At 71.2% G+C, this 19,101-nt stretch carries 19 protein-coding genes and 1 tRNA gene; 7 read left to right on the forward strand and 13 right to left on the reverse strand.

All coding sequences use genetic code 11. The features are described from left to right. Positions 1 to 303: 303 nt before the first annotated feature. Positions 304 to 699: a hypothetical protein gene (locus ACZ58V_RS25330; protein ID WP_471292713.1), complete on the forward strand. Its 396-nt coding sequence runs from the start codon at positions 304 to 306 to the stop codon at positions 697 to 699. Positions 700 to 776: 77 nt separating this feature from the next. Here ACZ58V_RS25330 and ACZ58V_RS25335 read toward each other — a convergent pair. Beyond that, a tRNA-Gly gene (locus ACZ58V_RS25335) sits at positions 777 to 847 on the reverse strand. Between the two features lie 550 nt (positions 848 to 1,397). On the opposite strand from ACZ58V_RS25335, the gene dcd reads away from it, so the two are divergent. Both dcd and ACZ58V_RS25345 read left to right on the forward strand, forming a co-directional pair. Next, complete coding sequence (gene dcd, locus ACZ58V_RS25340) at positions 1,398 to 1,973, forward strand: dCTP deaminase (protein ID WP_382491399.1); 576 nt, start codon at positions 1,398 to 1,400, stop codon at positions 1,971 to 1,973. A gap of 11 nt (positions 1,974 to 1,984) precedes the next feature. Further along, positions 1,985 to 2,482, forward strand: a complete 498-nt coding sequence (locus tag ACZ58V_RS25345) for a phosphoribosyltransferase (RefSeq protein WP_468193027.1) — start codon at positions 1,985 to 1,987, stop codon at positions 2,480 to 2,482. A gap of 84 nt (positions 2,483 to 2,566) precedes the next feature. On the opposite strand, the gene ACZ58V_RS25350 is transcribed toward ACZ58V_RS25345, so the two are convergent. From ACZ58V_RS25350 to ACZ58V_RS25385, 8 genes are all read right to left on the reverse strand, one after another. Then, complete coding sequence (locus ACZ58V_RS25350; RefSeq protein ID WP_468192830.1) at positions 2,567 to 3,589, reverse strand: Yip1 family protein; 1,023 nt, start codon at positions 3,587 to 3,589, stop codon at positions 2,567 to 2,569. A gap of 96 nt (positions 3,590 to 3,685) precedes the next feature. Beyond that, a complete protein-coding gene (locus ACZ58V_RS25355; protein ID WP_471292496.1) occupies positions 3,686 to 5,116 on the reverse strand; it encodes an FG-GAP-like repeat-containing protein in 1,431 nt (476 codons plus the stop codon). Between the two features lie 38 nt (positions 5,117 to 5,154). Further along, the gene (locus ACZ58V_RS25360) at positions 5,155 to 6,588 is read right to left on the reverse strand and encodes an FG-GAP-like repeat-containing protein (RefSeq protein WP_468192828.1); all 1,434 of its coding nucleotides are present in this window, start codon (positions 6,586 to 6,588) and stop codon (positions 5,155 to 5,157) included. A gap of 42 nt (positions 6,589 to 6,630) precedes the next feature. Next, a complete protein-coding gene (locus tag ACZ58V_RS25365; protein ID WP_471292499.1) occupies positions 6,631 to 8,049 on the reverse strand; it encodes an FG-GAP-like repeat-containing protein in 1,419 nt (472 codons plus the stop codon). A 35-nt stretch (positions 8,050 to 8,084) separates the two neighbouring features. Continuing rightward, a complete protein-coding gene (locus ACZ58V_RS25370; protein WP_471292502.1) occupies positions 8,085 to 9,500 on the reverse strand; it encodes an FG-GAP-like repeat-containing protein in 1,416 nt (471 codons plus the stop codon). Between the two features lie 548 nt (positions 9,501 to 10,048). Continuing rightward, entirely contained in the window at positions 10,049 to 10,603 is a 555-nt protein-coding gene (locus ACZ58V_RS25375; protein ID WP_471292504.1) for a dihydrofolate reductase family protein, read from the reverse strand. A 23-nt stretch (positions 10,604 to 10,626) separates the two neighbouring features. Further along, positions 10,627 to 11,208 (reverse strand): dihydrofolate reductase family protein, encoded by a 582-nt coding sequence (locus ACZ58V_RS25380; protein WP_471292506.1) that lies wholly within the window; start codon positions 11,206 to 11,208, stop codon positions 10,627 to 10,629. 136 nt (positions 11,209 to 11,344) lie between these two features. Continuing rightward, positions 11,345 to 11,779: a hypothetical protein gene (locus tag ACZ58V_RS25385; protein ID WP_471292509.1), complete on the reverse strand. Its 435-nt coding sequence runs from the start codon at positions 11,777 to 11,779 to the stop codon at positions 11,345 to 11,347. 175 nt (positions 11,780 to 11,954) lie between these two features. On the opposite strand from ACZ58V_RS25385, the gene ACZ58V_RS25390 reads away from it, so the two are divergent. From ACZ58V_RS25390 to ACZ58V_RS25405, 4 genes are read left to right on the forward strand one after another with little or no spacing between them, the layout of a single operon-like run. Beyond that, positions 11,955 to 12,968 carry a terpene synthase family protein gene (locus ACZ58V_RS25390; RefSeq protein WP_471292511.1) on the forward strand — a complete coding sequence of 338 codons (1,014 nt, stop codon included), beginning with the start codon at positions 11,955 to 11,957 and terminating at the stop codon, positions 12,966 to 12,968. Between the two features lie 19 nt (positions 12,969 to 12,987). Beyond that, on the forward strand, positions 12,988 to 13,617 hold the full coding sequence (locus tag ACZ58V_RS25395) for an ABC transporter ATP-binding protein (protein WP_471292514.1): 630 nt from the start codon (positions 12,988 to 12,990) through the stop codon (positions 13,615 to 13,617). After that, positions 13,614 to 14,396, forward strand: a complete 783-nt coding sequence (locus tag ACZ58V_RS25400) for an ABC transporter permease (RefSeq protein ID WP_471292517.1) — start codon at positions 13,614 to 13,616, stop codon at positions 14,394 to 14,396. Before ACZ58V_RS25395 ends, ACZ58V_RS25400 begins: the two co-directional genes overlap by 4 nt. An 8-nt stretch (positions 14,397 to 14,404) precedes the next feature. After that, complete coding sequence (locus ACZ58V_RS25405; protein WP_471292518.1) at positions 14,405 to 15,484, forward strand: lysostaphin resistance A-like protein; 1,080 nt, start codon at positions 14,405 to 14,407, stop codon at positions 15,482 to 15,484. Positions 15,485 to 15,532: 48 nt separating this feature from the next. Here ACZ58V_RS25405 and ACZ58V_RS25410 read toward each other — a convergent pair whose 3' ends face one another. The 4 genes from ACZ58V_RS25410 to ACZ58V_RS25425 form a co-directional block, all read right to left on the reverse strand. Then, positions 15,533 to 16,210, reverse strand: a complete 678-nt coding sequence (locus tag ACZ58V_RS25410) for an HNH endonuclease family protein (RefSeq protein ID WP_471292520.1) — start codon at positions 16,208 to 16,210, stop codon at positions 15,533 to 15,535. A gap of 146 nt (positions 16,211 to 16,356) precedes the next feature. Continuing rightward, complete coding sequence (locus tag ACZ58V_RS25415; RefSeq protein WP_471292522.1) at positions 16,357 to 16,932, reverse strand: hypothetical protein; 576 nt, start codon at positions 16,930 to 16,932, stop codon at positions 16,357 to 16,359. A gap of 42 nt (positions 16,933 to 16,974) precedes the next feature. Beyond that, the gene (locus ACZ58V_RS25420; RefSeq protein ID WP_471292524.1) at positions 16,975 to 18,111 is read right to left on the reverse strand and encodes a patatin-like phospholipase family protein; all 1,137 of its coding nucleotides are present in this window, start codon (positions 18,109 to 18,111) and stop codon (positions 16,975 to 16,977) included. Then, positions 18,108 to 19,061, reverse strand: coding sequence for a hypothetical protein (locus ACZ58V_RS25425; protein ID WP_471292525.1), 954 nt, complete (start codon positions 19,059 to 19,061; stop codon positions 18,108 to 18,110). The genes ACZ58V_RS25420 and ACZ58V_RS25425 overlap by 4 nt, the downstream gene beginning before the upstream one ends. Positions 19,062 to 19,101 lie beyond the last annotated feature (40 nt).

Genomic DNA, 19,101 nt, shown 5'->3' on the forward strand with positions numbered 1-19,101 from the left:
CCGCCGGCTGTCCAGTCACGAGCAGTAGGAGCCCTCCATCGTGTTGAACGGTGACACGTACAGCGGCAACACCTTCGCCATAGGTGAGGCGTTGTCCTCCAGACCGAGCGCTCGAGGCCCAGACCTGCCGATCCGCTCGGCCCAGCGCACGCGGGGCGAGACCCGCCCGCTGCCGCCATCGCCCCGGCCACCTCAAGTCGGCCAACAAGTGGGCCGCCGGCATCGCAGCCCCTTGCGCTCCGGGGCGACGTCCCGCTGATCGACACGGAGAATGTCGTCGCCACCGCCGACGACAGCCGCCGCATCGACTACTACACCGGCGCCCTCGCCGCGGTCGCCGCCGCACTCGACATCTGCGGCTACCTGGCCTGGAGCGCACTCGACAACCACGAATGGGGCTTCTACGAGCCGACCTTCGGTCTCATCGCCGAAGCCCTCGGCACCTTCGCACGCACGCCGAAGCCCTCCGCAGCATGGTTGGGAACTTCGGGCCCACCAAGGCGTTGCCGCGAGCGCGCCACTGAAGCGATCCACACCACGCGACATGGGGATCCGATGTCCCAGAGGGACGGCGAAGCTGAGGGCTTCCCCAGCGGGCTGGCCGATCCCCCCGAACAAAGTTGCAGGTCAACGGCCTCCGCTTGCTTTCCCGAGGCATGCCCTGGGGAATTCGTGCCCTCCGCGTGCCCGATCTCTTGAGGTTTCGATCGCCGAAACGACACCGAGGACCGCGCCAATGCATAAGCCCCAAGTCGCTGACCTGGGGCTTCAAGAAGAGCGGGTGACGAGAATCGAACTCGCGCTCTCAGCTTGGGAAGCTGATGTTCTACCATTAAACTACACCCGCGTAAGACGCCGACGGAGTCGGTGTGCGAACGTTCGCCACTTTACCTCATGTCAGGCCCCGGGTGTTGATGCCGTGGGGCCTGAGGGCGTTTCAGGGGCGGGATGCGGCTGCGGGTCACCGGAGTTGGGGCGTACGGTGGGGGCGTCGGCGAGGGTCCGGGCGGGACCGGAGCGCCGCCTCGAAGGCCGTTCCTTTGATCCCGTACTGTGGCTTTTGTCGTCAGGCAAGCACCAGCCAGACGCGGCTCTTGGGGAAGGGACTCTTGGACTTGATGGAGCGCACCGTCGTCCGCTGTGCCGATGGGCACGTGTTCACCACCGCTTCGTTCCCGATGCAGCAGGCCGAGCGACTCGGCCCCGGCCGGCTGCTCCGGTGCCCGCGGTGTACGCGGCTCCGGAGCGTCGTGCCCGTCAGCCACCAGAAGCGGTAGCGAGCGGAGCGAACGGCGGCGAGCAGTAGCGAGCAGCGGACAAAGACATAGCCAAAGGGCATAAGGCGCGCGGAGTCGTCCGGTTGTGGTCGCTCCGCGCGCCTTGCGTATCCTCGGGGCGTGCTTCTCTCAGACAAGGACATCCGGGCCGAGATCGACGCAGGACGAGTGCGTATCGATCCGTTTGACGACGCGATGGTGCAGCCGTCGAGCATCGATGTGCGGCTGGACCGCTACTTCCGGGTGTTCGAGAACCACCGGTACCCCCACATCGACCCCTCCGTCGAGCAGAGCGATCTGACCCGGCTCGTGGAGCCGGAGGGGGACGAGCCGTTCATCCTGCACCCGGGAGAGTTCGTCCTCGCCAGCACGTACGAGGTCATCACGCTGCCCGACGACCTCGCCTCCCGGCTGGAGGGCAAGAGCTCGCTGGGGCGGCTGGGGCTCGTGACGCACTCCACCGCCGGGTTCATCGACCCGGGCTTCAGCGGCCACGTGACCCTGGAGCTGTCCAACCTCGCCACCCTGCCCATCAAGCTCTGGCCGGGGATGAAGATCGGGCAGCTGTGCATGTTCAAGCTCAGCTCGCCCGCCGAATTCCCCTACGGGAGTGAGCGGTACGGGTCGCGGTACCAGGGACAGCGGGGGCCGACGGCCTCCCGGTCCTTCCTGAATTTCCATCGGACCCAGGTGTGAGCGACATCAGCATGAGCGGTGAGCGGGAGAATCTGACCTACGAGCAGTTCGGGATCGCCGTGCGCGAGCTCGCGCAGACCATCGCCGACGACGGGTACGAGCCCGACGTCGTGCTCAGCATCGCCCGCGGCGGTGTCTTCGTGGCCGGCGGGCTCGCCTACGCCCTGGACTGCAAGAACATCCACCTGGTGAACGTCGAGTTCTACACCGGTGTGGGGACGACCCTCGAGATGCCCGTCATGCTCGCCCCCGTCCCCAACGTGATCGACTTCTCCGAGAAGAAGGTGCTGATCACCGACGACGTCGCCGACACCGGCAAGACGCTCAAGCTGGTCCGTGACTTCTGCCTCGACACCGTCGCCGAGGTGCGCAGCGCCGTGGTCTACGAGAAGACCCAGTCGCTGGTGAAGTGCGAGTACGTGTGGAAGCGGACCGATGAGTGGATCAACTTCCCGTGGTCCGTGGAGCCGCCGGTCGTGCGGCGCTCCGGGCAGGTCCTCGACGCCTGAGACCATCCGACCGTGGCAATGAAGAAGGGGCTCCCCAGGGGGAGCCCCTTTCTCGTGGCCGAGCGGCCGGTCGGTCGATCGGTCTCAGACCGTGCCCAGCTTCACGATCGACAGCAGTGCGATCAGCTGGATCGCCGACGCGCCCAGCGCCTTCGGCCAGGGGAGGTCGTGGGAGCGGCTGACCATGAGGGTCAGGAGGGCGCCGCCCGCGATCCAGGTGGCCCAGCCCACGAGCTGTACGAACGTCGCGTCGCCGCCGGCGAACATCGCGAAGACCAGGCGGGGCGCGTCCGTGAGGGACATGATCAGCATGGACAGGCCGACCGTGGGCTGCCAGGCGCCGTCGCCGCCGAGCTGGCGGGCCAGGGTGTGGGTGACCACGCCCAGGATGAAGGCGCTGATCGCCATCGCGACGGCCGTCGTCAGGACGATCGGGATCGCGTTCGACAGTGTGGCGTTTATCGCATCGTTGCGGGCGCCGTCGAAGCCGAAGACGGCGAGCAGGCCGTAGAGGAGCGTGACGATGAGGGCCGGGCCCCACATCGAGTAGTCGCGCATCTGGAGGAACGTCTGGTTGGGGGAGAGGACGATCCCCCGGAGCAGGGCCTTCCAGTGCAGGCGCGGGCCGACCGGTCCGGGCGGCGGGCCCGCCGCGCCGGCGCGGTAGGTGTCGCCCTGGTTGTAGGGGTCCTCGCCGACCGAGAAGGCCTGGGTGTGGCCCGGGTTGTTCGCCGCGTACGGGTCGGGCGGGCCCTGCGGGCCGGGCGGGTACGCGCCGTCGCCGAAGTACTCCGGCTCGCCCTGGCCGCCGTAGCCGCGGCCGGGGCCGCCGCCGGGCCCGGCGTTCGCCTGCGGCCAGGTGGGGCCGCCGCCGTTGCCGTACGGCTGCTGCTGCGGGTACGGCTGCGGCGCCGGCGGGTAACCGTACGACGGTCCCTGCGGCGTCTGCTGCCCGTGCGGGGGGTTTTGCGGTCGCGTCTGAGGAGCGCCGTTGTTCCGGCCGCGTCCGATCCTGAATCCAGCCACGTCTTCGAACGTACCTGGTCCCGGGCGGTGGCGTGCCGGGCCCGGGCTTCCGGGCCCGGCTTTGCGGCCGAGCTGTGACATCCCTTAGGGGGTAAGCCCCTTCAGGAACTCATGGGTTGTCAGGGTTCGGCCGTACGGGCCTTACGGCCGCGGTCTCCCGAGTGCCCGCACCGCGGGTCAGCGCAGCATGTCCTGGCCCAGCCTCAGATAGTCCGTCGTCGACATGCCCAGGGAGCCGGGGCCGAAGCTGATCGCGTTCTTCGTGATCACGCCCGAGGCCGAGCCGCGCAGGCTGTAGAGGGAGCCGGAGGGGTGGTTCTCGCCGTCGGAGCCGACGGCGAGGTCCGCCTTGCCGTCGCCGGTGAGGTCGGACAGGCGTACGGACGCGCCGAAGCGGTCGGCGGACTCGGCGGTGCCGGGCACGCCCTCCGTGTTCTGGGTGAACGACTGGGCGCCGGTGGTGGTCAGGCCGGTGGCCGAGCCGCGCAGGACCGTGACGCTGCCGGCGATGTCCGCGGTGCCGACGTCCTCGTGGATCGTGCCGATCGCCAGGTCGCCGTAGCCGTCGCCGTTGATGTCCCCGATGGAGAGGTCGTTGCCGAACCAGTCGTCCTCCTCGTCCGCGCCGGGGACGCCGGGGGTGTCCTGGTCGATCGTGGCCTGTGGTGTGGTGCGGGCGCCGTCGGCGCTGCCGGGGTACACGCTGACCGAGCCGCCGAGGCTCTTGGCGTCGCCGCCGTAGTCCGCCGTGACGACCTCGTCGTAGCCGTCGCCGTTGAGGTCGCCGACCGCGGCCAGCTCCCAGCCGCCGCTCTTGAGGAACGTCTGGTGGGTGAGGCCGGCTGCGGAGCCGAGGAAGACCATGGCGCCGTCCTCGTACGTCGACGCCTCGCTGCCGGTGGCGACCAGGTCGTCGGTGCCGTCGCCGTCGATGTCGCCGGCGGCGAGACTCTGGGCCCCGGCGAGTCCGGCGCCGCCGCGGAGGCCGGTGGCGAGTTCGTGGCGGGCCGTGGAGCCGGCGGCCTTGGTGAAGTGCTGGTGGATCCAGACGTCGCCGCCGGTGCTGCCGACGGCGAGGTCGGGGCGGCCGTCCCCGCTGAAGTCGCCGACGGCGAGGGACATGCCGTACTCGTCGTGGGCCGATACCGCCGGGTCGGGGACGCCGCGGCCGCCGGACAGGCCGCTCTTGCCGCCCCAGACGACGGTGACGGAGCCGCCGTCGGCGTCGGAGTCGACGTCCTCGCCGGTGCTGCCGATCACGAGGTCGGCGTACCCGTCGGCGTTCAGGTCGCCGGAGGCGAGGGTCTTGCCGAAGCGGTCGCCCTGCTCGGCGGTGCCGGGGATGCCGGCCGTGTCCTGGGTGAGGACGGTGCGGCGGGCGGCGCTGATGCCGTTCGCGGAGCCGTAGGTGATGACGACGGCGCCGGCGTCGCTCTTGCCGCCGACCGGGGTGTAGGGCGCGGCGGCGGCGAGGTCGCGGTAGCCGTCGCCGTTGAAGTCGTCGGCGTGCTTGGCCGGGGCCGCGGAGGCCGGGGCCGCCAGGGTGAGCGGCGTGAGACCGGCGGTCAGCAGGGCGGCGGCGATGGCGGCCGCAGTCTGCCTGCGCATGGGTGTTCCTCCTGGTAGGGGATGGTGGGCCGGGGCGGTCAGCCCGCGAGGACGTCGCCGAAGTACGCGTCGCCCGCCGGGCCGCCCACCGTCGCGGCGCCGAAGGACGTGGAGCCGGTGGCCGTGACGCCGGACGCGGTGGACTTCAGCAGCCAGACGGCGCCGTCGGCGGTGTTCTCGGCGGAGGCGCTCGCCACCAGCTCCGCGCGGCCGTCGCCGCTCGCGTCGGTGAGCCGCACGGCGTATCCGAAGGCGTCGTACGCCTCGGCGGCGCCGGGGACGCCGGCGGTGTCCTGGGAGAAGGACTTGGCGCCGCTGCCGGTCAGGCCGGAGGCGGAGCCGCGCAGGACGGTGACGGTGCCCGCCTGCTTCTTCGAGCCGATGGCCTCGTACGGCGCGCCGACCGCGATGTCGGCGTAGCCGTCGCCGTTCGTGTCGCCGGCCGACAGGCTCCAGCCGAAGCGGTCGTTCTTCTCGGCGGAGCCGGGCACGCCCGCGGTGTCCTGGGTGATGCGGACGGGGGTGCGGGTGCTCAGGCCGCCGGAGGCGCCGTAGGTCACCGTGATCGCGCCGCCGGGGCCGCCGTTCGGCTCGTCCGCCGACTTCTCCATGAAGTTGCCGGTGACGATGTCGCCGAAGCCGTCCTTGTTCACGTCCGCGATGACGGCCGTGTAGCCGCCCGCGACCTTGGCGCCCGGGGTCGGGCCGGTGGCGGAGCCCTTGTACAGCACGCTGCGGGTGCGGTAGCCGTCGCCGACCGTCTCCTGGCCCATGACCAGCAGGTCCGTCCGGCCGTCGCCGGTGACGTCACCCGCGATGAGGTTGTCGGTGTTGATGCCGGTCTGGGCCGAGGTGTCGACGCTGGTGAGCTCGGTGGCCTTGCCGGTGCGGGAGACCGGGCCCTCGAAGACGTTCAGCTCGGGGTAGGCGAGGTTCGCGGCGGCCAGGTCGGTGTCGCCGTCGCCGTCGAAGTCGCCGGTGGCGACGGACCAGCCCAGCTCGTTGCGGTTCTCGGGGAGCGGGGCGGACACGTCGGTGGCGGTCTTCAGGCCGCTCGCGCCGCCCCAGACGACGGTGAGCACGCCCGAGTCGCCGGTGGAGCCGATCTGCTCGCCGTGCACTCCCACGATCAGGTCGGTGTAGCCGTCGTCGTCCAGGTCGCCGGTGGTCATACGGTCGCCGAAGTAGTCCTGCGACTCCGGGACGCCAGGGATGCCGCTGGTGGCCTGGCTGATGATCTGGCGCTTGGAGCTGTCCAGGCCGTTGGCCGTGCCGTAGACGACGGCGACGTAACCGGCCGCGGCCTTGCCGTCGATCTTGCCGAGCGGGGCGGCGATCGCGAGGTCGCGGTGGCCGTCGCCGTTGAAGTCGCCGGACAGGCCGGAGGGCGCGGCGGTGGCGGTCGTGGCGGGCAGGGCGGTGAGCAGGCCGGTGGTTAGGGCTGTGGCCAGGAGGAGGGTGCGCTTACGCATGTGTCGAGTCCCCGTGGGTCGGTGGGTCGGTGGGTCGGTTGGTCAGGAGTTGAGTGCGGTGCCGTAGCCCGGCGCCCCGGCCGTCGAGACGCCCGTCGTGCCCGGGCCGAAGCTCGTCGAGCCCGTGGCGGTGAGTCCGGTCGCAGCGCCGCGCAGGGACCAGACCGCGCCGTCGCCGTTCTCGCCCGGCGCGGAGACGGACAGGTCGGCGCGGCGGTCGCCGGTGTGGTCGGTGAGCGTGACGCGCTCGCCGAAACGGTCGCCCTTCTCGGAACCGCCGGGCACACCCGCGGTGTTCTGGGTGTACGACGTCGCGCCCGCGGTGGTCAGTCCGGACGCCGAGCCGTACAGCACGGTGACGGCACCGGCGGCGGAGTTCTCGCCCGCGGTGCCCACAGCCAGGTCGGCGTACCCGTCGCCGTTGACGTCGCCGAGCGAGACACCGCTGCCGAAGCGGTCGCCCTTCTCCGAGGCGCCGGGCACACCGGCGGTGTCCTGGGTGAGGACGAGCGGGGCGCGGTTCGTGTCCCGGCCCTCCGGTCCGCCGTAGACGACGGTGACCTTGCCGCCGAGGGCGCCCGCAGGGTCGGCGGAGGTCTCGCGGTCGTTGCCGACGGCGATGTCGGCGTAGCCGTCCTTGTCGATGTCCGCTACGGCGGAGACGTACCCGGCGGGCAGGTTCTGCAGCCAGTCGTTGTAGTTGCCGATCTCCAGGTCGGCCAGGGCGGTGACGGCGTCGTCGGTGCCGCCCGCGCGGCCGTGCAGGACCACCCGGGGGTGGCCGTCGCCGGTGATGGTGCCGGAGGACAGGTGGGTGATGCCGTACGACGTGGACCACATGTCCTTGCGCGAGCCCGAACCGCCGTTGTGCGCGCCGGTCTTGGTGATCGGCCCGGCGACGAGGGAGAGGGTGATCGGGCCCGTGGAGCCGACCGCCACGTCGGGGTCGCCGTCGTTGTCGAAGTCGCCCGCGGCGAGGGTCTGGCCGTAGCGGTCGTAGTCGGTGCTGAAGAAGCTGAACAGCGAACGGGCGCCGGACAGGCCGGACTTCGATCCCCAGACGATGGTGACGGTGCCGTCGTTGGTGTCGCTGCCGTCCTCGCCGGGCGTGCCGACCAGCAGGTCGGCGTAACCGTCGGTGTCGAGGTCCACGGAGGCGAGGGCCGAGCCGAAGGCGTCGTCGGCCTCGGCGGCACCCGGCATCCCGGCGGTGTCCTGGGTGAGGAGCGTGCGCGTCGAGGTCTTCGGCCCGCTCGTGCTGCCGTAGACGACGGACACGGCGCCGGCCTTCGCCTTCCCGGCGACCGTGGCGCCCGGGGCGCCGATCGCCAGGTCTTTGCGGCCGTCGCCGTTGAAGTCGTACGGGGCGGCGGCCGTGGCGGCGTGGGCGGTGGGGGCCGTGAGGGCCGCGGCGAGGGGGGTGAGGGCCGCCACGAGGAGAGCGACGCTGCGCAGACGCATGGGTTTCCTTGCCTGGTAAGGAGATTGACGGTGTGTCACTGAGCGACGGCCCAGGCGAAGTCGGCGCTGCCCTTGAGGGAGACGTCGCGGGCCGAGAGGAACTTCGACCCGGTGGTGGTCAGGCCGGAGGCGGCGCCCCGCAGGACGGTGACCGCGCCGTAGCCGTTCTCGTAGCCGGCGCCGCTGACCAGGTCGGCCTTGCCGTTCTTGTCCAGGTCGACCAGACGCACCGACATGCCGAAGGCGTCCATCGTCTCGTCGCTGCCGGGGACGCCGGCGGTGTCCTGCGACCAGGACTTGGCGCCCTTGCCGCTCAGGCCGGAGGCCGAACCGAACAGGATGGTCACCGAGCCGGCGTCCTCGACCGTGCCGATGTCCTCGGCCCAGGCGCCGACCGCGATGTCGGCGTAGCCGTCGCCGTTGACGTCGCCCGCGCTGATCGCCGAACCGAAGAGATCGCCGTTCTCACCGGCGCCGGGCACGCCCGTGGTGTCCTGGTGGATCACGGTCGGCTTCTGCTCCGGGTCGGGGCCCGTGGGGCCGCCGTACCAGACGGTGATCTGGCCGCCCTTGTGGCCGGCGGGCCTGGCCGGACTCGGGTCCTGGTAGTCGCCGAGGACGAGGTCGCCGTAGCCGTCGCCGTTGACGTCGGCGATCGTGCCCTTCTCGCCGTCGGCCTGCGGCAGATAGGTGCGGGCGTACTTGGTGCCGGTCCAGCGGTGGTAGCTGATCTCGCCGCCCTCGTCGCCGGTGACGAGGAAGGGGTAGACGCGCTCGGCCGCGCCGTCGCCGCTCATGTCACCCGCGAACACCTCGTACGTCGATCCGAACTCGCTGATGCCGGTATGGCTCGTGGGGCCGGTCGTACGGCTGAAGGGGCCCTTGTAGAGGCGGGTGTGGCTCTGGCCGGTGAGCGTCACGTCCGTCGCGCCGTCACCGTCGAAGTCGCCGGTCGCGACGCCGGAGGAGAAGCCGCCTCCCTCGGTGAGGGTGGACGGCTGGGGCAGGCCCTTGCCGCCGGACAGGCCGTTCTTGCCGCCCCAGATGACGGTGGCCGAGCCGACGCCGTCCCGGTCGCCGATGGCCTCGTACTGGGCGCCGACGACCAGGTCGGAGTAGCCGTCCTTGTCCAGGTCGGCGGCGGCGAGGCTGTTGCCGAAGCGGTCGCCGTACTCGGCGGTGCCGGGGACGCCCGCGGAGTTCTGCGTGATCACGGTCTTCTTCGCCGCCGAGGCGCCGGACGACGAGCCGTACAGCACGACGACGGCACCGGCGTTCTGCACCGAGCCGACGTCGGCACTCATGGCGCCGATGGCCACGTCCCGGTATCCGTCGCCGTTGAAGTCACCGGCGAGCCCGGAGGGCGCGGCGGCGGCCGTACCGGCCGGGAGGGCGGTGGTGAGGAGGCCGGTGGTGAGACCGGCGGCCATGAGGAGAGTGCGGGTGCGCAAGGCGGGGCTCCGGGTGGGGAGGGGTGGAGTGGGGTGGGGCCGGGCTGAGAGCAGGGCCGTTCCCGGTGTGGACGAGGGCGGGGTCGCGGGGGCGGGGCGTGCGGGAGGTCAGGCAGGGTGGGCGGGGCCCCGGGAGGGCGCCGTCGTCCTGGCGGACGCGGTCGTCCTGGCAGGCGCGGTCGACCTGGACGGTGCGGTCACCACGTAAGGGGTCGTCGCCGTGCCGGCGGTCGCGGGCATGAGCGACCCGCCCGTCGGCGTGGCTGCCGGGGCGGTGGTGGCAGTCGCGAGGGCGGGGCGCGGGTGCGGACGCCTCTGCGTGCGTCGTCGCCGGTGCTGGTCCTGGTCCATGCGGGAGTCTCCTGCGGCACGCGGGATGCCTGGCGGGCATCCACCGTCGATGAAGTGCTGGGACCGTCCGTGTTCGCCGGGAGTTAGGCGGGCGTTCACAGGTGGTCGGCGATCAGGAGACCTGTGTGGGGACGTAAGGGTTGTACGTGAGTTCGGTTAATTCTTGAGGGCTGGACTCCTGAGGCGGAGGGGCCGTGTCACCCGGACCGCACCGGCCGGTACCGCACGTCCACCGCGGCCTTGCGGTCCTCCCCGACGAGCAGATCCAGCGGCACGGGCGCGCCCCCGGGGTTGTCGAACAGCCGGATCCCCTCGCCGAGCAGCACGGGCGCGATGTGCAGGTCGATCTCGCCGAGCAGCCCGCGCTCGAGGAGTTGCCGGCCGATGCTCGGCGAGAAGACCTCCACGTTCTTGCCGTCGGCGGCCTCGAGGGCGATGCGCAGCGCCTCTGCGACGTCGCAGCTCAGGAACGTCACGCCGGGCGTCGGCCGCGCGTCCTGAGGGTGGTGCGTGAGCACGAACACGGGGCCCTGCCAGGCGCCGCCGTAGATCCCGGTGGGGTCGGGGTACGCGTCCCAGCCGGCCCGGCCGCCCAGCACGGCGCCGGTCGTCTCGACGTACTCCTGGACGAGGCCAGGGCGGAAGGTCGCCCCCGTCATCCAGTCCATCGTGTGGTCCGGGCCCGCGACGAATCCGTCGAGGGACATCGTGAAGTGCCAGAGCACCTTGCCCGCAGCGGTCTGCGGTTCCATGTCGGCCGGCCTCCCCTGGACGGTCACGGCTGCTTGCGGACGCGGTAGCGCAGGTGCAGCACGCGGTCGCCCTGGATCACGGTGTGCGGGTCCTCCAGCAGGTGCTGGGTGTCGACCGCCCCGAAGTACCGCTTGCCCGAGCCGAAGACGACGGGCACGACGTCCATCGCCACCTCGTCGACCAGCCCGAGGGCGAACGCCTGCCCGCCGACGTCGCCCGCCGCCACGCCGATGTCACGGTCCTCGCCGGTCAGTTCCCTGGCCTTGGCGATGGCCTGCTCCACGCCGCCGACGAAGTGGAACGGCGCGTCCGGGTGCCACTCCTCGGGCCTGGGCCGATGCGACACGACCACGATGCGCTCGCCCGCAGGCGGGGTGCCCTCCCACCCGTTGGTCATGTCGAACACGTGCCGCCCGACCACCAGCGTGCCGATCCTCGCCAGGGTCGGCTTCACGTAGTCGGCCGAGACCTGCGAGACCTTGGCGTACTCGTTGAGCTGGATGTCGCCGTTGCCGTACCAGTCGAAGAGAGGCCCGACCTGGTCCTCCGCGTCGGCGATGAAGCCGTCCACGGACATGACGTTGTGCATGATCACGCTGCTCATCGCATCTCCCGTGCGTACGGGGGCCGGGGCGGCCCTTCCGTATGCGTAGACCTGTCACGAGCCCGGAACTCATCGCCCGGGCTCGGGACAGGGATGCGGTCACACGTTCAGCGGCTGTTTCGAGCCGCCGCGATGCTCACGTGGCGGGCGGGACGTACGGGAAACGCTGGTAATGCCGGTGGCCCAGCAGCAGGGCGGCCGCGGCCCAGAAGAGCACGACAGGTAGGTCGGCCGCGTCCCCCAGGCACTGGCTCCTGTCACGGCACTCCTTGCTCAGCTGCATCAGCCCGCTGCCGACCGCCGAGTTGACGACAAGCTGAATTACCCACGAAACGCTGCTCGCCAACTGCAGACCGGCGACCGCGCCGAAGGCGCAGGCGCTGGTCCGGGCGTCGAACCGGGTCTCCGAGGGCAGTGGCCGGTAGTAGGCGAGCAGGATGAGCGCGCAGACCACGCCCACGACACCGTTCAGCAGGTCGTACTCACCGGCGTCCATGACCAGCACGAAGACGGTGGTGAACGTAGTGGCGGTGAGCGCGCCTTGGTCGACGCCCCGCATTGTCGTCGTCACGAGGGGAGACGGTAGGGGCTCGGGGACGCGCCTGCCCCGTCAACGGCTCAACTTCACTCGTCCCGGGCCCGGCTCAGTCGACTCCTCGCAAGTTCATATGGCTTCCCGATTACCTGGCCCGTCGCCCCTCGTTGGTCAAGTCGGCCGATCGACCAGGCACCCGAAGGAGAAGCCCGTGAGCGCTGTGGACCGGAGTCGTCCGGAGGGTGTGGTGCTGGACCTTCCGCTCGGGGGGACGATGCTCCCTCTGGACAAGGTCAACCCTCAGCACGCGCACCTGCGTGAGCGGCATGACCAGTGGTTCGCCGAGCGGCTGATCGGACGGCAGCGCGACAAGGTGCTGGACCGCATCAAGCGGCACGACATGATCGGGCTCGCCGCGCGGGCGGCCCCGTCCGCGGACACCGGATACCTCCTGGACGCCGCCCTGTTCACCACGACCGGGTTCATGGTGGACGACGTACTCGAGGATCCGGACACGTCGCCCCTGCTGATCGATGCCTACAAGGCCGTCGCCGACGAGTCCGGAATCGCGGTCGAGTCGGACGACCTGCGGCTGTGGGCCGACTCGTTGTCGCAGGCGCGCACACATCTCTCGCCGGGGCAGAAGGCCCGTCACCGCAAGGGACTGTCCGAGTGGGTGCGATGCCACGCCGGGAGGGACCGGCAGGAGCACACCAGGGACCTCACCTCGTACCTGGACTTCCGCCGTACGGACTCGGGCTTCAACTTCCTCACGGTGGGGGTGGAGCGCAGCGTCGGTGTCGATCTGGAGCAGGTGACGCACTCGCCGGAGCTCGAGACGCTGCACACCGCGTGTCTGGCCCACGGAACGCTGGTCAACGACCTCTTCTCCTACCGGAAGGAACGCGACGCGCCCGTACCCATGAACGCCGTTCACGTGTTGCGGCGCACCGAGGACCTCACACTGCAGGCCGCCGTGGACCGACTGTGCGGGCTGATCCGCCAGGCCGAACACGACGTCGACCGTCTCCGGCGGGCCTGGAAGGAGGCGGACGGGGCGCAGGCGCTCCATGCCTACGCGCACGCCTGGTGGGAGCTGCTCGGCGGTCACCTGCGCTGGACTTTGGAGAGCGAGCGCTACCACGGCCCTGGCCATGTCTGGGACGGAACCGTTCCCACCGGAATGGTCCTGTACCCGGACCGGACCGTCCTCCTCCCGGCGTGAGCGACGGAAGGACCGGCCGATGCGGTTGACGGACGACTCCACGCTGGAGGTGAGGGGGCTGCGCCACGCCTACGGGCGGCGCGCGGTCCTGCGCGGCGTCGATCTCACCGTACGGCCGGGCGCGCTGGTCGGCATCGTGGGGGAGAACGGCACCGGCAAGTCGACCCTGCTGAAGATCCTTTCCGGTGAACTGCGCCCGCGGCGCGGCAGCGTCCGCCGCGACGGCCGCTTCGGGTACTGCCCGCAGGAGGTCGTCCTCAACGACGCCCTGACGGTCCGCCAGCACCTGGCGTTCTTCCAGGCCGCCTTCGGCCTGCCCGACCTGCGCCATGCCGAAGGGATCATGGAGACGCTCAGATTCTCCGAGTACGCCGACGAGCGCGCCGGGCTGCTCAGCGGCGGGACCCGGCAGAAACTGAACCTCACCCTCGCCCTCATGCGCGACCCCCGTCTGCTGCTCCTGGACGAGCCCTACCAGGGCTTCGACTGGGAGACCTACCAGCGGTTCTGGCATCTCGCGGCCCGGCTGCGCGACGCCGGCCGGTCCGTCCTGGTCGTCTCCCACCTGGCCTACGACGCCGAGCGCCTCGACGAACTGTGGCGTCTGGAAGACGGTGTGCTGCACTCCCCTGACGAGGTGACCGCGTGAGACGGCACCTGGCCCTGTTCGCCACGGCCACCCGGTACAACCTCGTCGAACACGCCCGCAACCGCTTCGCCATGCTCCTGGTCGTGCTGTACATCCCCACCTGGGTGACGCTCTGCTACGCCAACATCCCGGACGCCCCCACCCCGTACCGCCTCCGGGACACCGGACGGCTCCTGTCGCCCCCGGGCAACGAACTCACCCAGATCTCCGGCGCCATCAACGCCGTCACCCTGATCACCGGATTCATGATGTTCGCCGCCACCTTCGCGGGCGGACGCTTCGACCGCCGCCTGGCCATGGCCGGTTACCCGCGTACGCACCTCGCGCTCGCCAAGATCACCTCGCTGATCCTCGCGTCCGCCACCGTCGCCGCCTACGCCACCGCCGTCATGTGGCCGGCCTGGCCCTCGCACCGGCCCGTCCTCCTCGCCATCGCGTTCTTCGGCGACGCGATGACCTACGGCGCGCTCGGCGTCATCTTCGGATCCCTCTTCCGCCGGGAAGTCGAGGGCATGTTCGCGATGCTCATGACCAGCGTCGTCGACATCGCCCTGCAGAGCCCTGTCGCGAACTCCGGTGTCGACAGCACCTTCGTCCGCCTGCTGCCCTCGTGGGGCGCCATGCAGGCCGCCGTCGCCGCGGGCTTCTCCCACGACCCGGTCTCCGCCTACCTCACGGCCCAGCTCATCTGGTTCACGACCACGGCCTTCCTCGCCCTCCTGGCCTTCCACCACCGAACCCGCAACGCCCTGCCCAGGACACGGTCCGAGCCTGCATAGTGGCGATCATGACAACGCCCTTACAGGACCCCACGGGCTTCCCCTACCACCGTATGGACCGCCGCACAGGCCGTCACCGCTGGTGGCGGCCCTTGGTCGGCACTCTGCTGTTCTTCGGCGCCTATCTCATATTCGTCCTCTTACTCATAGCCGTCACCTACGTCTTCGGGGCCCTGGCCGATACCCCCGAACTTCCCGATGGCGGAGCCGACTTCGGGCCGCTGGGCAACACGGCGATGGAGCTGACGTCCATCGCGATCGCCCTGCCGCTGGTGCTGCTGGCCGTGTTGTGGCCGGGGCGGCGACCGGTCGGAACCGTGTCGTCGGTCGCCGGACGGCTGCGGTGGCGCTGGCTGGGGTGGTGTCTGCTGGCCGCGGTGCTCCCTGTGGCCGTGCTGACGGGGACCGCGTTCCTCCTCCCCGACGGTGAGACCGGCGCGGGGGAGTCCGAGGTGTGGGTGGGCTGGGGGTCGTTCCTCACGTCCCTGGGCGTGCTGGCCGTCTTCGTCCCCGTGCAGGCCGCGGCCGAGGAGTACGTCTTCCGGGGCTGGCTGACGCAGTCGGTCGGTGCGTTCGCCCGTTCTCCCTGGTTCGCGGTGCTCCCGCAGGCCGCGCTGTTCGCCGCCGCCCACGGCTGGGGCACCACCTGGGGCTTCGTCGGCCTGCTGGTCTTCGGTGTGGTGGCGGGCTGGCTGACCATCCGTACCGGTGGCCTGGAGGCAGCCGTCGCGCTGCACGTCCTGAACAACCTGGTGGCCTTCGGCACCCTCGCCGCGGTCGTCGACGGGCTGACATCGGAGGAGACCGCGGCCGACTCCCCCTGGCCACTCGCCCTCGCGGACGTGGCGACCACCCTGATGTACGCGGCGCTCGTACTGTGGCTGGCCCGACGCCACCAACCGCAGCGCCTCGCCCCGCCGGTGCCCCTGCCCGCCCCGCACCCGCCGTACGCCTCGTACCCGCCGTACGCCATGCCGTACGGGGTCATGCCCGGCCACCCCTACGGCGTCCAGGGCGGCGTCGCCCCGCCTGGCACTGGTACTGGCACCGCACCTCACGGAGACGTACCGCCCGCTCCAGGGCCGTAGCCTCCAGGCAACCCGGTCCCGCCCCGTCGCCGAGGCGGGACAACGGTCCTACGGCGCGGGATCGAACGTCACGGTGGTGTCGGGACAGTCCTGCGCGAGTCGGGTGAGTGCCTCGAACTCGACGGTGTCGACGGTGAGGCCCCAGCGGAGCTTGGTCCCGACCCACTCCGAGGTGTACCGGCACGTGACGCCGGCGGCCGGCGGCAGCCACTCGGCCGGATCCTTGTCGGCCTTGCTGCGGTTCGAGGCCGCGGTGACCGCGATGAGGGAGGTCAGGGCGTCGAGGTCGTTGGCGTACGCCTCACGCCGCTGGGCGGTCCATTGCGATGCCCCGGAATCCCAGGCCTCGGCGAGCGGCACCATGTGGTCGACGTCCAGGCCGCCGGCCTCGGTCACCCACCGGGCGTCGTAGTACGACCACCACCGCCCCCCGGAGAGCTTGCAGCCGGCCAGGATCTCGGGCGGGTCGACCGCCTCGGAGATGAGCACCTCCGCGCGCGTGTTGCAGCCGTCGGTGGGGTTCTGGCCCGCGTTCCAGTGCCGGAAGCTCGTGCGCTGGTAGCCCTCCCGCACCTCCTCCGCCAGGGGCAGGACGCCGACCGCGGTCGCCATCGGGAGGGTGCGCGGCTCGGCGGCCCGACCGTGCGCCTGGGCCGGAGTGGATGCCAGAAGGGCAAGGACAACGAGTGCGACCGCGAGCGCGGCACGCCTGAGGTTTTTGATCACGCATCGCAGAATCGATGGCGTGTACCTCGTTCGAGGGGTGCGACTCGAACGGATGCGCCATATGGATGCGCGGGTTCACCGGGCAGGTGTTCTACAAGACACCCTTAAGGGGGGCGCTCTGCTTCGGGCCGGGCGCCGGTTGTGGGTCAGGGGCCGCCGACCGCGTGGAAGTCGAGGTTGGTGACGCTGTGGTGCCAGGCCAGGGCCACGAGGATGAGGAGCGCGCCGTACATGGTGGCGGGGACGGTGATCCAGGCTGAGAGGTGCGGGGCGGCCTTGACCAGCATCAGAATGATGTAGAGCACGTCGATGAGACCGACGCCCAGGTAGGCGATGAGGGTCGCGGCGCGCTGCCGGCGGGCGGCCGTGTGCAGGTTGGAGGCCCGTTCGCTGGCGGTCACGCCGAGGACGGCCCGGTCCAAGTGGGGGCCGCTCGGAGGTTCCACCGCGTCCAGGAGCGCCTTCTCGAGGGTGAGGATGGAGCGGGCCCGGACGGCGGCCAGGTTGACCAACTGGGCCTGGAAGGCCAGGACGCAGATCAGGGGGAACGGCAACAGACTGATGGCCCAGCCCAGCAGATCGAGCTTGTCGTAGAAGGCGATCGTGCCCACGAGATAGGTGACGGCGGCACCCATGGTGGCGAGGCTGACGGTGAGGGTGCTGGAGCGGTCGGCACGGTCGGACTGGTAGATGGCGGTGAGCACGTGCAGGCGGTCGGACAACAAGGCTCCCTCGGCGATCGGCGGCTCCTCGGCACGCGCGCTTCACGGCGTCGGTGATGCGCCCCTCAGCCGCTGCAGGGCGGACAGCATCGCGGACTCGGCTTCATCGAGGGCGCCTCGGCGTCCCAGTAGCCGCTCCGTCTCGTCGAAGCGGTCGGCCGCGTCGCGATAGCCGAGGGCGCGCAGGGCGGCTACGCGATCGGGGGAGAAGTTCAGCAGACCGGTCAGCGGACCGAGCGGGCCCGGCGGGACGACCGGGAGGCTCGGCCGGATGTCGACGCGGACGAGGCCGGTCGCGGCGCCCGGCGCCACCCGGGCATCGGGATGCAGATGCAGGACGACGAGGATGTCGCAGTGCTCCTCCGAGGCGAACGCGCGCACGGGGGTGCGGTCACCGCGGCCCAGGCCGCCGTCGAGGTAGGCGCATCCTTCGACCACTCGGGTCGGGAAGACGAACGGGAGTGCGGCACTGGCCAGGACCGCCTCGCGGACCTGCGGTGCGGCCAGGTCGTTGAGCCGGATGATGGTGGCCCGGGCACCGCCCATCCACCGGCCGATCTCCCTGAGGTGCCGCAGTCGCTGGGGCACGGCATGGTGGCCCGCCAGGGGATAGGCGGTGACCCACAGGGGCAGCCCGGCACGGATGCGTTCGGCGTCCACGGCCTCGTCGATCAGTTCTTCGAGCAGGGTGGTCCGCCGCTGGAGAGCCCGCAGGCGCGGGCCCAGACGCCGTAGCTGGCGTGCCGTGCTCTCCATGGCGACTCCGGCCTCGTCCAGCGGCAGCCCCCGGGCCTCGGACGGTGCGACTCCCATGCGGACGGAGAAGCGTTCCCAGAAAGTGGCCAGCCGTTCGACGCCGTGGAAGAGGGACTCCTCGCTGGCCAGCACGGCGCCGTTGAGGGCACCGATGCTGGTGCCGGCGATCGCGGACACGCGGGCGCCTCGCTCCGCCATGTAGTCCAGAACTCCGAGTTCGTAGGCGCCCTTGGCCCCGCCGCCGGCCAGCACCAGCCCGATGCGCACGGAGGTGTGCGGGGTGCCTGGCGCCCGGGATCGGCCGACCGGACCGGGGGACGGGTCCTGGTGCGAGGTCCCCGGGCCCTGGTGCGGAGTCCCCGGGCGCCGGGCCACCTCCAGAGCCTTGCGTCCGAGGCCGGTGAAGTCCGCCGAGCCGGTCATGAGGCGCTCCTCGCCTTCTGGAGCCGGGAGCGGCGCGCGGCCGCCTCCGCGAACTGCTCTCCGACCAGCTGCCGCAGCAGTTCCTCCGCGGTCAGGCTGGCGGCGACGTAGCGGGTGCCGTTGCGGACCGCGCCGCGCAGCGCCGTTCTCGCCACGGCGTCGGGGTCCGCGCCCCGCACCGTGGTAGCCGCCGCTGTGCTGAGTGCGGTGCTCAGAGGCCCGCGCGCACCGGTCAGCTCCTCCCGCAGCCCCTCCCCCAGCAGTTCGGCCAGCATGGCCCTGTGGTCGTCGCCGGGTAGGTGGCGGGTGGCCTCGGCCAGCAGGCCGGTCACGGATCTGACGCCGTCGAACCACGGTGTCGGCGGGTCCTGAAGCATACGGTCGACCAGCTCCTGCTCGACCTGGGCGCCGCGTTCGGTGTCGGAGAACTCTCCGGCGGGGCCGGCGGCGACCTCCCGGGCCAGGAGTACGGCCCCGAAGAGGCGGCCCAGTCCCGGATCGGGGCGGGGGTGGCGCCAGCGTCGAACCGCGTCGTCGATGGCGAGCCTGCTCTCGACCTTGCGCAGCCGCTCGTCGTGCTCGGCCAGCCCGCGCCCGGTCTGTTCGGCGAGTTCCGCCAGCACGAGGGCGAGTTCGCGGATATCGCCCTCGGCCCATTCCAGGCGGCTGTCGAGTATCTTCGCGTCCTCGCGGACCCGGGCCACCTCGTCGGTGACCTCGGCGACGACCAGGTCGGTGACCGCGAGCCGTGCGGTGAGGCTGGACAGCCAGGCCAGGGTGTCGCGTTGAGCGCCGACCAGGGCGCCGGTGACGGCTAGGTCCTGTCTGCGCCGGCGCCCGGTGACCTGGCTCAGCAGTCTGGCGAAGAACCCCTGGCGTACCGTGGCCCGCACGAGGTCGTCCGCGGTGTGAAGGTCGTTGAGCAGTTCGAGCAGCAGCCGATCGTCCACCAGCGGGACGCCTCGGGCGACTTCGCGCGGGTTCAACGGC

Source organism: Streptomyces sp. NPDC040589, from assembly GCF_055594445.1.